Origin of the sequence: Tsukamurella paurometabola (genome assembly GCF_900631615.1) — a bacterium.
Classification (GTDB): Bacteria; Actinomycetota; Actinomycetes; order Mycobacteriales; family Mycobacteriaceae; genus Tsukamurella; species Tsukamurella paurometabola_A.
In genome coordinates, this window is the sequence record NZ_LR131273.1 from 3907090 (window position 1) to 3919441 (window position 12352).

The following is a 12352-nucleotide window of genomic DNA, read 5'->3' on the forward strand; positions in this document are numbered from 1 at the left end:
TTCACCCGTCCTCGGCCAGGCGCTCCTCGATGAACCGGACCGTCTGTTCGATCAGCGGCCGCAGGTACCGCTGCACCTCGTCGTCGGACAGCGGCCGGCCGAGGATGACGGCCCCCAGCTGGGGAATCATGAACGGTGCGGCCTGCAGGCCTATCGCGGCGTACAGGGCGATCGCGGCGCGCAGGTCGTCGGTGCCGCCGGTCACCGCGCGCAGCCGCTCCACCTTACGGCGGTAGAACGCGCGGCGGCCGTCGCTGAAGGGCGGCGTCTCCCCCGCGTCCGCGTCGTAGTGCAGCGATTCCCACATGAGCAGCCGGACCAGCTCGGGGTCGCGGCGGTGATGATCGTAGGCGGCCATGACGTGGTCGGTGAGCGTCTGTCCCTCGAGGAAGGGGCTGTGCTCGACGTGCTCGGTGAGCGCCTTCGCCATGACGACCTCGAAGAGCCCCTCCTTGCTGCCGAAGTAGCCGTAGATGCGTTCCTTGTTGACGCCGGCCTCGGCGGCGATCCGCGCGACGCGCGCTCCGTCGAACCCCCGCCGCGTGAACTCCGCGCGGGCGGCGGCGATGAGCGCCTCGCTGGTGGGCGTCGATTCGTATCCGGCGGTGTCGGTCACGATCGACAGGCTACCGCCAACCATTCGGTTGACGCGCCAACCGTACGGTTGCTACGTTCGCGGCATGACGACGCCCACCCGCTCCGGGACCGCCGCCCGCCCCGCCCTCCTCCGCACCGGCACGATCGCTGCTCTGGGGGCGCTCCCGATCGTCGGAGAGCTCTACGTCGTCCTGCCCCTGGGCGCCGAGATCGGGGCCCTGCCCGGGGCGTCGGCATCGACGGCGGCCCTGGCCAGCACCGTCTTCGCCCTGGCGTACGCCGTGGGCATCCTCGCGCTCGGACCGCTCGCCGACAGCGTGGGAGCGCGCCGGCTCATGGTCGCGAGCGCCGGCGCGACCGCGGCGGTCACCGTCCTCACCGCGTTCGCGCCGTCGGCCACGTGGTTCCTCCTCGGCCGCGCCGCCCAAGGGCTCGCCGCCGCGGCGTTCACGCCCGCCACCCTCGCGTACATCGCCCGGACGGCGCCGGCGTCGGCGCGCGTCGCCCTCAACACGGCCGCGATCGGCGCGGGGCTCGGTTCCGCAGTGGTGAGTCAGGTAGCGGCGCAGCTGATCGCGACCTCGGCCGGGATCGCCGGCGTCCTCGTGGTCTTCGCCGTCGCGGCAGCGGTCGCCGCGGTGGCCGCTGCGGTGCTCCTCCCGGGCGACGTCGCTCCGGCCGGTGAGCGGCCCTCGCCCACGGCCGTGTACCGCGCTGTGCCCGGCCTGCTCACGCGGCCGCGGCTCGTGCTGCTCTACTGCACCGGGCTGACCTTCCTCAGCGTGCTCGTCGCGCTGTACACCGCGCTCGCCGCCGACGGGCGCTGGTCGCCGGCGACGCTCCTGATCCTGCGCGCGAGCTCGCTGCCTGCCGTGATCCTCGCCGCCGTGCTGACGCTGCGCTTCGGCGCCGTCGCGGCGCGCACCCGGATACTGTCCGCCGTCGCCCTGGCGGTGACGGGCGCACTGGTCTGCGCCGCCGGTGCGACTGTCGCGGTGGGCGCCGGCCTGTTCCTCCTCGTCGGGGCGATCGCGCTCGCCGCGCCGTCCGTGGTCGCGGAGGTCACCCGGCTCGGCGCCCCGGCGATCGGCGCCGCCGCGTCGCTCTACACCGTCACGATCTTCGGTGGGGCTGGTCTCGGTGCGCCGCTGGACGCCCTTCTCGGCGGCGGGCTCACCGCTGTCGCCCTCGGAGCCGCGGTCGTCCTCGCGCTCGGGGGCCTGACCGCTGCGTTCGCCACCCGGGACTGACCGGAACGTGTTCTAATCCGGGGATGGAGGACGCCTTCGCCCCCGCCGCACTCGGCCCCATCGGCCTGCGCAACCGCATCCTCAAGGCGGCGACGTTCGAAGGTCGTACGCCCGACGCCCTGGTGACCGACGACCTGATCGAGTTCCATGCGCAGTTCGCGCGCGGCGGCGTCGGCATGACGACGGTGGCCTACTGCGCCGTCGCGCCGGAGGGCCGAACCGAGCGTCGGCAACTGTGGATGCGGGCCGAAGCGGTGCCCGGCCTGCGCCGACTGACCGCGGCCGTCCATGCCGAGGGAGCCGCGGTCGCCGCGCAATTGGGACACGCCGGACCGGTCGCCGACGGGGCCCAGCACCGTCGGCCGGTGACGCCCAGCCGGATGATCAGCCCGCTCGCGCTGCGCCCCACGCTGCGTCCGGACACCGCGGACATCCGGAACCTGGTCCGAGCGCACGCCGATGCCGCACTCCTCGCCGAGGACGCCGGATTCGACGCCGTGGAGCTGCACTTCGGGCACAACTACTTCATCAGTGCCTTCCTCAGCCCCCTGCTCAATCGTCGCCGCGACGCCTACGGGGGCGATCTCGCGGGCCGCGCACGCCTCGCCCGCGAAGTCGCGGAGGCGGTGCGCGGCGCGGTCGGCGGGCGCCTGGCCGTGACCGCCAAGCTCAACATGACCGACGGCGTACCCGGTGGGCTGAGCCCCGACGACGCCCTCCGTACCGCCCGCTGGCTCGAGTCCGACGGCACGCTCGACGCGCTCGAGCTCACCGCCGGCAGCTCGCTGCTGAACCCGATGTACCTGTTCCACGGCACGCCGCCGCGGCGCGAGTTCGCCGCCGCGTTCCCCAGCCCCGCGCTCCGGGTCGGGCTGCGCGCCGCCGGCCCCGTCTTCCTGCGGGAGTACCCGTACCGGCCCGCCTACCTGCTCGGACTCGCGCGGCGCTTCCGGGCCGCACTGACGATGCCGCTGGTCCTGCTCGGCGGGATCGCCGAGCGCGCTGCGGTGGACCGGGCCATGGCCGAGGGCTTCGAGTTCGTGGCGATGGGCCGCGGCCTGCTCCGCACGCCCGATCTGGTGCGACGCATGCAGGAGAACCCCGTCGAGCCGGACCGCTGCACCCACTGCAACCTGTGCATGCCCACCATCTACACCCGCACCCACTGCCCCGTCGCCGAGGCGGGTTGACGGTCAGGCGATCCCCGGGACCTCCGTCGCCGCGAAGTCGGCGAGCGCCTCCGTGACGATCTGCGGGACGTCGCCGGAGACGTTGACGGTGACGCCGAACTCGTCGGGCTCGAGCGGCTCGAGAATGCTCAGCTGCGACTCGAGCATCCCGGCCTTCATGAAGTGGCCGGCCCGGCTCTCCATCCGCTGCTGCAGGAGCTCCTCGTTGCCGGTGAGGAACACGAAGTAGACGCTGGCGCCCGCGGCGCGGATCCGGTCCCGGTACACCCGCTTGAGCGCCGAACAGGCGACCACGGTGGGGCGCCCGGCGATCATCTCGTCGCGCAGGTACGCGCCGATCGTCGCGAGCCACGGCCACCGGTCCTCGTCGGTCAGCGGCTGTCCCGCGCTCATCTTCGCGCGGTTGGCCTCACTGTGGAAGTCGTCGCCGTCGGCGAAGCCGCGGCCCAGGCGGGCGGCCAGTTCGGCACCCACCGTCGACTTCCCCGAGCCCGATACTCCCATCACGCAGATCTGGATAGTGGACACTCGTCGAGTACATCACGAGCCGCGGGACGCCCGCGCGCGAAACCGGGCAGACGATGGGGGTGGGGTCCGATGTGGGTCGCCGTCGCCGTGCTCGTGGTGCTGTGCACCGCGATCTGCGCGGCCGAACTCCTCGCCCGAGCCGCACTGCGCGCCGGACTGGCCCGGCGCTGCGCTCCGGTCCTCGGTGCGGCCCCGGCGGTGGTCCTCTCCCGCCGCCCCGTCCTGCTCCAGCTCGCGGTGCGTCGTCTCGCCGCCGTCGCCGTGGACTCTCGGACGGTCGGCGCCGGCCCGCACGCAATCCTGCTCGACGGACGTGCGCGCGGGGTCTCCCCCGTACCCGGCGGCCTGCACCTGGAGGCGCTGGCCGCCACCGCGACGCTGCGGCTGAGCTGGATCCGGCACGTCGCGGACCGGGCGCAGGCCGGCGACGCCGGTGTGACCGTGCGGTCCGTCGCGCTGCTGCCGCGCAGGCGGGCGCTGGCCATGACCGTGGGCCTGCCCGTGGCGTTCGGCCTGGGCGTCGACCTTCGGGTCGTGGTCGCGGTCCGCGTCCGCCACGGGCGGCTGGTGTTCCGGGCGACCGACCTGTCCATGCCGGTCAGCATCGTCCCGGTGCCCATTCCCGTGGCGTGGGCGATCGACTCGTGGGTCAAGGAGATCCGCCCGCGGGTGGTGCCGCCCGCGCTCGACGCCCTCACCATCGCGGATGTGCGGTGGGAGCGGGATGCGGTCACGCTGGAGCTCACCGCGGACGAGGCGACGGTACCGCTCGGGCGATGAGGGACAATCTCCCCATGCCCGAAACCCCCGCCCCGATCTCCCCGGACGACCTCGCCGCCTTCCACCGCGTGCTCGAGGCCGCCGCGTTGCTCGACGACGGCGATCCGCAGTCCGTCGAGGTGCAGCGCGCCGTCGGGCACATGTTCAAGCTGCTCAAGCGCGAGCGCCGCAAGGCGGCCCGTGCGAAGGTCAAGGCCGCAGACCGCGACGTCCTCGAACGCACCGCCACCGGCAACGCCGAGCGGATCGACGACGAGACGGCGGGGATCCTCCTGACCACGCCCACCGTCGGCGACAGCGCGGGCGAGCTGCTGCGGCCCCAGAGCTGCTACATCTGCAAGCAGCCGTACACCCGGATCGACGCCTTCTACCACCAGCTCTGCCCCGAGTGCGCGGCGTTCAGCCACGCGAAACGGGACGCCACCACCGACCTCACCGGCCGGCGCGCGCTCCTGACCGGCGGACGGGCGAAGATCGGCATGTACATCGCCCTGCGCCTGCTGCGCGACGGTGCCGATCTCACCATCACCACACGCTTCCCCACCGACGCCGCCCGCCGCTTCGCCGCGCTCGCCGACAGCGCCGACTGGCTCGACCGCCTCCACATCGTGGGCATCGACCTGCGCGACCCGTCGCAGGTGAGTGCGATGGCCGACGCCGTCGCCGCCCGCGGCCCGCTGGACATCATCATCAACAACGCCGCGCAGACGGTGCGTCGCTCCCCCGGCGCCTACTCGGCGCTGGTCGACGCCGAATCCGGCGACGTCCCACCCGAGCTCGAGAACCGGATCATCCGGTTCGGCCGCGCCAGTTCCGCCCACCCCGCCGCCCTCACGGAGGCCCTCGACGGGCACACCGGCGGCGTCACGGGCGACCTCGCGGCCCTCGACCCGGCGGCGCTGACCGCACTGGCTCTGCGCGGCGGTTCGTCGTCCGCCGCGCGCATCGAGGCCGGCACCGCGATCGACGCCGGCGGCCTCCTCCCCGACCTCGTGCACACCAACTCCTGGGTGCAGACCGTCGAGGAGGTCGAGCCGCTGGAGCTGCTCGAGGTGCAGCTGTGCAACTCGGTGGCGCCGTTCATCCTCATCTCGAAGCTGCGCCCCGCGCTGGCGGCCTCGCCCGCGCGCCGCACGTACGTCGTGAACGTCTCCGCGATGGAGGGCCAGTTCGGCCGCGGATACAAGGGCCCCGGGCACCCGCACACGAACATGGCCAAGGCTGCGCTGAACATGCTCACCCGCACGTCCAGCGCGGAGATGTTCGAGCAGGACGGGATCCTCATGACCGCCGTCGACACCGGCTGGATCACCGACGAGCGCCCGCACCACACCAAGATGCGCCTCGCCGACGAGGGCTTCCGGGCGCCGCTCGACCTGGTCGACGGTGCCGCCCGCGTCTACGACCCGATCGTCCAGGGCGAGAACGGTGTCGACCTCTACGGGTGCTTCCTCAAGGACTACAAGCCCTCGCCGTGGTGACGGGCGTACCACCGCCGCGGTGACGGGCGGATAGGGTTGTCCTCGTGGCGGAAACGAAGGTCCTGTTCGACTGCGACACCGGCGTCGACGACTCCCTGGCCCTGCTGTACCTGCTGAGCAGACCCGGTGTGGACCTGCTCGGCATCGTCTCGACCGCCGGCAACGTGCCGGCGCCGCAGGTCGTGGAGAACAACCTCGGCTGGCTGGAGTTGCTGGGCCGCACCGACATCCCCGTCCACCCCGGTTCGGACGCACCGCTGTCCACCCCGCTGATGACCACCGAGGAGACGCACGGACCGTTCGGCGTCGGCTACGCCGAGCTGCCGGCGCCCGGCCGCGGACCGTCGGAGATCACGGGGCCGCAGGCGTGGTCGGATCTGACCCGCGCCCACCCCGGTGAGGTCGTCGCCCTCGTGACCGGACCCTGCACGAACCTCGCGCTCGCCCTGCGCGACGATCCGGGGATCCTCACCCGCCTCCGCCGGCTCGTCATCATGGGCGGTGTCTTCTGGCACCCCGGCAACACCACGCCGACATCGGAGTGGAACGTCGCCGTCGATCCCGAATCGCTCTGGGAGGTGCTGCGCGCGTACGGCGAGCTGGACGGCACCGGCACCCCGCTGCCGATCCTGTGCCCGCTCGACCTCACGGAGACCATCGAGCTCACGCCGGACCACGTGCTGCGGCTCGCCGACGCCGCCGGCAGCAGCCCGGCCGAGTGCCTGGACCCCGAGGACGCCGACGGTACGCGGTCCGCTGCGAGCAATCCCGTGGTCCGGGCCGTCTCGGACGCCGTGCGGTTCTACTTCGAGTTCCACCGCGACCACGACCTCGGCTACATCGCGCACATGCACGACCCGTTCGCCGCGGCGGTCGCACTCGATCCGACGATCGTGGAGACGCGGGCCTACCCTGTGGATGTGGAACTCACCGGATCGCTCACCCGCGGAACGACGATCGCCGACGTGCACGGCGCCTGGAACCGGCCCGACACGGCGCAGGTCGCTGTCGCCACCGATCAGGTGGCGTTCTTCGACGACCTCCTCGACGCGATCGCAGGACTGGCCCGTGGCCGCGGCTGAGGGCCAGATCGCGGCGTTCCTCGACGTCGCCGCGGAGACGCTGGACACGATCGACCGCGTGCTCGACGACCTGGACGACACGGCCGTCAACGCCGTTCCCCCGGTCCCCGGGGTGAACTCGGTGTTCGCGCTCGTCACCCACGTCGGCGGGGCGCTGGGCTACTGGGGCGGCTCGTTGATGGCCGGCGAGGACATCCCCCGCGACCGGTCCGCGGAGTTCCATGCGACCGGCACGGTCGATGAGGCGCGAGCGATCGTGGCGCGCCTGCGGACCGACCTGCCGCGGTGGGCAGCGGTGGCGGCCACCGGGATCCGAAATCCGGAAGCGACGGGGACCACCCGGCGGAACGCCGCCACGGCGACCCCGGAGTGGGTGCTCACCCACATGCTGCGCGAGCTCACCCAGCACACCGGGCACATGGAGATCTGCCGCGACGTCGTGGCGGAGCGCGCAGACTGATGCCATGCTCATTCCGAAGGCGATCGCCGAGGGCGTCCGCGACGGCCGTGTGACCACGCAGTACCGGCGGTGGGACACGCCGCGGGTGAAGGTCGGCGGCACCCAGCTCACACCCGCCGGGCTGCTGCGCTTCACCCGCGTCACCCGCGTCCCCGACGTCGAGAGGATCACTGACCGCGCCGCCCGCGCGGCCGGCGTCAAGGACGCCGCGGCACTGCGCCGACTGCTCGCGCCCCGCGATCCCGGCGCGCCCCGGCGGGAGCGCTCGGCCCGCGGCGGCGAGCACGTGTACCGCATCCACCTCGAGTGGGCGGGCGAGGATCCGCGCCTCGCCCTGCGGGAACAACTGCCCGACGACGCCGAGCTCGAGGCCATCGCGAAGCGCCTGGCCCGGCTCGACGCGCGGGAGAGCGGTCCGTGGACGAGTGAGATCCTGGCATGGATCCGCGATCACCCGCACGTCGTCTCCAAGGAGCTGGCCGCCGAGCGCGGCGTCGACCTGCTGCCGATGAAGGCCGACATCCGCAAGCTCAAGGGCATGGGTCTGACGATCAGCCACGAGGTCGGCTACGAGCTGTCGCCCCGCGGCGCCGCCTACCTGGCCTGGGTGCGATCGCGGTGATCCGGGTGCGCAGGGCGCCTACGCGGGTTGGCCCTCCGCCGCCTCCTGCGCGGCGTCCTCGGCCGTGGACTTCGCCCAGCGGTAGTCGGCCTTGCCGGCCGGGGTGCGCTTGACCTGGTCGACGAAGACGATGGTGCGCGGCACCTTGTACCCGGCGAGCTCGCCTCGGGCGAAGGTCTGCACATCCTCGATGCTCGGGCGTTCGTGGCCCTCCGCGACCGAGATGACGGCCGCGACCCGCTGCCCGTAACGGGCGTCGGGCACGGGCACCACGAGCGCGTCCGAGATCGCGGGGTGCCCGTGCAGGGTCGCCTCGACCTCCTCGGCGTAGACCTTCTCGCCGCCGGTGTTGATGCACTGACTGCCGCGCCCCAGGAAGACGATGCCGCCGTCCTCCGCCGGGTAGCCCATGTCGCCGAGGACCGAGATCCGGCGACCGTCGGGCAGCGTCGGAAAGGTGCGTGCGGACTTCTCGGGGTCGTTGTAGTAGCCGAGCGGGACGTTGCCGACGCGCGCGATGTAGCCCACTTCGCCGGGGGTCGTGATCTGCTGGAAGGACTCGTCGACCACCATCATCTTGTCGGTGGGCGGAGCGTGCAGGTTGCCGTTCTCGTCGAGTTGCATCACGCCGTCGTTGCCGGACTCGGAGGCACCGAAGTTGTCGCGCAGGATCAGCTCGGGCTTGATCGCGGCCATGCGGTCGCGCACGTGCTTGGACCAGATCGCGCCGCCCGAGGTGATGGAGAAGAGCGACGAGAAGTCCGCGGTGTCCTTCTGCTTCTCCATCTCCTCGACCAGGGGGATCCCCATGGCGTCGCCCACGATGAGGATGGTCTGCGTCTGATCGCGCTTGATGTTGCGCACGATCTCGGCGGCCTTGAAGTCGCGCTCGAGGATCACCCTCGAACCGAGCACGAAGAACGTGAACAGCGAGTACGCCGCCGCGCCGTGCATGAGCGGGGCCGCGATGAGGAAGGCCAACGGCGGGAAGTCCTTGGCGCCCTGCCCGACCTCCTCCAGCGTGGTGCGGGGCTCGCCGCCGTAGGGCACGCCGGCGGAGAGCGGCTTGCGGAAGAAGTCGTCGTGCTGCCAGACCACGCCCTTGGGGTAGCCCGTGGTGCCGCCGGTGTAGATGATGTAGTGCTCCTCGCCGGTGCGCTCCTCGAAATCGCGCTCCTCGGACTGAGATCCGGCGTCCGCGAACGGCACCAGCGAGACGCCGGGAGCATCGTCGACGGCGGCGGCGAGCTCGGGGGTGACGTCGCCGACGACGAACACTGTGCGCAGCTCCGGCAGCGTGCCGATGAGCCCGGCGAGCGTGCGCTGGTGTTCGGCCATCTCGACGACGATGCCGCGGGAGTCGGAGTTGGTGAAGATGTACTCCAGCTCCGGCCCGGTGTAGCGGTAGTTCACGTTGACCGGGACCGCGCGGATCTTGATCAGCGCGAGGAGCGACTGCACGTGCTCGACGCTGTTCTTGAGGAACAGCGCGACGTGGTCGAAGGCGCCGATCCCGTGCGCGGCGAACAGGTGGGCCACCTGATTGGCCTGCCCGTCCATCTCCGCGTACGAGGTCTGATCGCCCTCGTAGCTCAAGACGATCCGTTCGGGCACCGCGTCGACGACCGCCTCGAAGACATCGGCGAGGTTGAACTTCATGCGCACTCCTGTTCCTGACCTGCGAACCCGTTCAGCTCGGCAGAACGTGTTCTAGTTGTAACAGGTTCTAGTGTCGCGCGGGGCGGAATCGACCGCGAAACGTGCGGAGATCCCGCTCAGCCGCGTTCCCCGCGGGCCGCCACCGCCACCACGGACCGCGCCTGGGCGACGATCGCCGCCAGATTCGCCCGGTACTGGGCCGACTCGAGGACACCCCGGTCCGCGGGCAGCCCGTCGAGCACGGGGGTGTGCAGATGACCGCCCGGAACGGGGGCGGCGAGCCGGTCGCGCACCAGCGTCACGCGGTAACCGATCTCGTTGGACAGGTAGTCGCCACCCGCGCCCTGCCGCGCGAGCGCCCCGGCCGGCGGCTCGCCGGTCGTCGTGGTCGCCGCCGTCGGGGGCTGATCGCACACCGTCGAGACCGCCGGATTCGTCCCCGTGGCGTAGGCGATCTCGGAATTGCGCACCACCGGGTAGCGGCCCGCGGCTGCGGCGATGACGGCGGCCATCGGCAGCGTGCTGCGGGTCCACTGCGGCGCGACTCCGGCGACCGGTGCCTCCCCGCGGAAGCAGGCGCCCTCGTTGTCCACCGCGCCACCCCGCCAGACGCCGTTGATCGCCTCCAGGTCGAACCTGCCCGGCCTGCCCTGGCTCACCGTCGTGAAGCCCACCGCACGCGACGGTCCGGGCCGCAGGAACGGCGTCACGGCACGCTCCACCATGCCCGCACCGAAGTCGCGCCACCGCACCGGGAACAGCATCGCGACCACGGTCACGGGCCCGCTCGGCGTGTCGATCCGCGTGCCGTCGAGGGCGAGCGCGATCGCCCCGGACGGATTGCCCTGGCGGATGTCGCGGGTGAGACGGAAGGGGTCGAATCCGGTCACGAGCACCGTCCGCCCCGAGGGCGCGCGCCGTTGGCCGCGCGAGACCTCGTCGACGGTCGTCACGATCGCGGCGCGGCGGGCATCGGACACGGCGAACGCCGGACGCCAGTCACGCACGGAGCGGATCATGGCGAGCCGCGCCCAGTAGAGGGGCCGGTCGTCGGCGGTGAAGCCCTCCGCGCCGCTCTGCGCGCGCCGGACCGCCGCGCGCCACACGTCCCGGGAGGCCCGCTCCGCGGCGCGTTCCGCCTCGTCGGCCGAGCGCGCCGCGGCCAGCGCCCGGCCGAGGTCGTGCGGGTACCGATCGAACCCTGCGGAGGCGACGAGGCGGCCGGGCACCTCCCCGGCGCCGTACAGCCGTTCCTCGGCGGTCGGTGTCGTCGCCGGGCCGTCCGCGGCGGCCGGCGGCGCGATCAGTGCGCCGGCGACCACGGCGCCGACGGTGGAGAGGGAAACGGCGTGAACGAGACGACGGAACATCCATCGAACCTAGGCCACCGCGGCGCTCGCCTCAGCCGGAATACGTTCACGGCGCGGCGAACCCTCGTCAGCAGATCGTTCGCGGACCACAGTTGTCCGCCATGACCACCTCGCTCTCCGCACCCACGTCCGACGCCGAACTCGATGCCGCGTTCGGCCCCGTCTACGCCCGGATCGCCGAGGGCGCCGTCGCCCGCGAGCGGGAGCGGGAGCTCGTGCACGAGCCCATCGCGCAGCTCAGGGAGGCCGGCTTCACCGCCCTCCGGGTGCCGCGCGAGCTCGGTGGCGGCGGGGTGACGTTGCGCCAGTTCTTCCGGCAGCTCATCAACCTGGCGGCGGCCGATTCCAACATTCCCCAGGCGCTGCGCGTCCACGTCAACTTCGTCGAGGACCAGCGGCTCGCGAACACCGCCGAGGGGGATGCGTGGCTCCGGGCGGTCGTCGACGGCACCGTCGTCGGCAATGCGATCACGGAACCGGGGGCGGGTTCCGTGGGCGGGTACGCCACGACCCTGACGAAGCAGGACGACGGGACGTACCGGCTGACCGGGACCAAGTTCTACTCCACCGGCACCCTGTACGCGGACCGGATCCTGGTCGCGGCCGACCTCGACGGCGAGCGGGTGGGCGTCCTCGTCGACGCGGACGCCGAGGGCGTCGAACGGGTCGACGACTGGAACGGCTTCGGGCAGCGCCTCACCGCGAGCGGCACCACCGTGTTCACCGACGTCGCCGTTCCCGCCGACCGGATCCTCGGTCCCGGATACGGCGCCCCGGGCGCCACGTACGCCACGTCGTACCTGCAGCTCGTCCAGCTCGCGGGCCTCGCCGGTATCGCCCAGCGCGCCACCGACGACACCGTGGCCTGGGTGCGCGCCCGCACCCGCACCTTCTCCCACGCGGCCGCCGACCTGCAGCGCGACGACCCGCTCGTCCAGCAGGTGATCGGCCGGCTCTCCAGCGCGGCCTGGACGGCGAAGCAGTCCGTGCTCGCCGTCGCCGACGTGCTGGACGCGACCCTCGCGGACCGTCGCGTTCACGAGGACCTCGTGCCGGAGGCCGAGCTGGCGGCCGCGCACGCGCAGCTCGCGGTCATCGACACGGTGCTCAAAGCCACCACCGACCTGTTCGAGGTCGGCGGCGCGTCGATCGTCGACGCGGACCTGCGGCTCGACCGGCACTGGCGCAACGCCCGCACCCTCGCCGTGCACAACCCGGCGATCCAGAAGGCCCGAGCGATCGGTGACCTGCTGCTCAACGGCGCCGACCTCCCCTACGCCTGGAACGCCGGCGCCCGCACCACGACCCCCGCCCCCTCCGCGTAGTAGCCCCC

12 protein-coding genes are annotated in these 12352 nt (G+C 72.5%); 8 read left to right on the forward strand and 4 right to left on the reverse strand.

Annotated elements, in window-relative coordinates; genetic code table 11:
• Position 1: 1 nt before the first annotated feature.
• Positions 2 to 616 (reverse strand): TetR/AcrR family transcriptional regulator, encoded by a 615-nt coding sequence (locus ELY19_RS19545; RefSeq protein ID WP_164711658.1) that lies wholly within the window; start codon positions 614 to 616, stop codon positions 2 to 4.
• Positions 617 to 680: 64 nt separating this feature from the next.
• Between ELY19_RS19545 and ELY19_RS19550 the strand changes: the two genes are divergently transcribed.
• Positions 681 to 1847, forward strand: a complete 1167-nt coding sequence (locus tag ELY19_RS19550) for an MFS transporter (protein WP_164711659.1) — start codon at positions 681 to 683, stop codon at positions 1845 to 1847.
• 23 nt (positions 1848 to 1870) lie between these two features.
• Positions 1871 to 3037 carry an NADH:flavin oxidoreductase gene (locus ELY19_RS19555; RefSeq protein WP_126197722.1) on the forward strand — a complete coding sequence of 389 codons (1167 nt, stop codon included), beginning with the start codon at positions 1871 to 1873 and terminating at the stop codon, positions 3035 to 3037.
• A 3-nt stretch (positions 3038 to 3040) separates the two neighbouring features.
• Here ELY19_RS19555 and ELY19_RS19560 read toward each other — a convergent pair whose 3' ends face one another.
• Positions 3041 to 3565, reverse strand: a complete 525-nt coding sequence (locus ELY19_RS19560) for a gluconokinase (RefSeq protein ID WP_126197724.1) — start codon at positions 3563 to 3565, stop codon at positions 3041 to 3043.
• A gap of 69 nt (positions 3566 to 3634) precedes the next feature.
• Here ELY19_RS19560 and ELY19_RS19565 point away from each other — a divergent pair, with 69 nt between their 5' ends.
• The 5 genes from ELY19_RS19565 to ELY19_RS19585 are packed head-to-tail and all read left to right on the forward strand — an operon-like array spanning position 3635 to position 7990.
• Positions 3635 to 4345: a hypothetical protein gene (locus tag ELY19_RS19565; protein WP_126197726.1), complete on the forward strand. Its 711-nt coding sequence runs from the start codon at positions 3635 to 3637 to the stop codon at positions 4343 to 4345.
• Between the two features lie 14 nt (positions 4346 to 4359).
• Complete coding sequence (locus ELY19_RS19570; RefSeq protein WP_126197728.1) at positions 4360 to 5826, forward strand: SDR family NAD(P)-dependent oxidoreductase; 1467 nt, start codon at positions 4360 to 4362, stop codon at positions 5824 to 5826.
• Positions 5827 to 5870: 44 nt separating this feature from the next.
• Positions 5871 to 6908 carry a nucleoside hydrolase gene (locus ELY19_RS23885; RefSeq protein WP_126197730.1) on the forward strand — a complete coding sequence of 346 codons (1038 nt, stop codon included), beginning with the start codon at positions 5871 to 5873 and terminating at the stop codon, positions 6906 to 6908.
• Entirely contained in the window at positions 6895 to 7368 is a 474-nt protein-coding gene (locus tag ELY19_RS19580; RefSeq protein ID WP_126197732.1) for a mycothiol transferase, read from the forward strand. The genes ELY19_RS23885 and ELY19_RS19580 overlap by 14 nt, the downstream gene beginning before the upstream one ends.
• Positions 7369 to 7372: 4 nt before the next feature.
• Entirely contained in the window at positions 7373 to 7990 is a 618-nt protein-coding gene (locus ELY19_RS19585; protein WP_126197735.1) for an ASCH domain-containing protein, read from the forward strand.
• 18 nt (positions 7991 to 8008) lie between these two features.
• Here ELY19_RS19585 and ELY19_RS19590 read toward each other — a convergent pair whose 3' ends face one another.
• Together ELY19_RS19590 and ELY19_RS19595 are read right to left on the reverse strand one after the other, a co-directional pair.
• Entirely contained in the window at positions 8009 to 9649 is a 1641-nt protein-coding gene (locus ELY19_RS19590; protein ID WP_126197737.1) for an AMP-binding protein, read from the reverse strand.
• A gap of 116 nt (positions 9650 to 9765) precedes the next feature.
• Complete coding sequence (locus tag ELY19_RS19595) at positions 9766 to 11019, reverse strand: PA0049 C-terminal domain-containing protein (RefSeq protein ID WP_126197739.1); 1254 nt, start codon at positions 11017 to 11019, stop codon at positions 9766 to 9768.
• A 101-nt stretch (positions 11020 to 11120) separates the two neighbouring features.
• Here ELY19_RS19595 and ELY19_RS19600 point away from each other — a divergent pair, with 101 nt between their 5' ends.
• Positions 11121 to 12344 carry an acyl-CoA dehydrogenase family protein gene (locus ELY19_RS19600; protein WP_126197741.1) on the forward strand — a complete coding sequence of 408 codons (1224 nt, stop codon included), beginning with the start codon at positions 11121 to 11123 and terminating at the stop codon, positions 12342 to 12344.
• The last annotated feature ends 8 nt before the right edge of the window (positions 12345 to 12352 follow it).

Coding starts and splice junctions, on each gene's coding strand:
- ELY19_RS19585 (WP_126197735.1), top strand. CDS start 7,373: ATGCTCATTCCGAAGGCGATCGCCGAGGGCGTCCGCGACGGCCGTGTG.
- ELY19_RS19570 (WP_126197728.1), top strand. CDS start 4,360: ATGCCCGAAACCCCCGCCCCGATCTCCCCGGACGACCTCGCCGCCTTC.
- ELY19_RS19565 (WP_126197726.1), top strand. CDS start 3,635: ATGTGGGTCGCCGTCGCCGTGCTCGTGGTGCTGTGCACCGCGATCTGC.
- ELY19_RS19595 (WP_126197739.1), bottom strand. CDS start 11,019: ATGTTCCGTCGTCTCGTTCACGCCGTTTCCCTCTCCACCGTCGGCGCC.
- ELY19_RS19550 (WP_164711659.1), top strand. CDS start 681: ATGACGACGCCCACCCGCTCCGGGACCGCCGCCCGCCCCGCCCTCCTC.
- ELY19_RS19555 (WP_126197722.1), top strand. CDS start 1,871: ATGGAGGACGCCTTCGCCCCCGCCGCACTCGGCCCCATCGGCCTGCGC.
- ELY19_RS19590 (WP_126197737.1), bottom strand. CDS start 9,649: ATGAAGTTCAACCTCGCCGATGTCTTCGAGGCGGTCGTCGACGCGGTG.
- ELY19_RS19600 (WP_126197741.1), top strand. CDS start 11,121: ATGACCACCTCGCTCTCCGCACCCACGTCCGACGCCGAACTCGATGCC.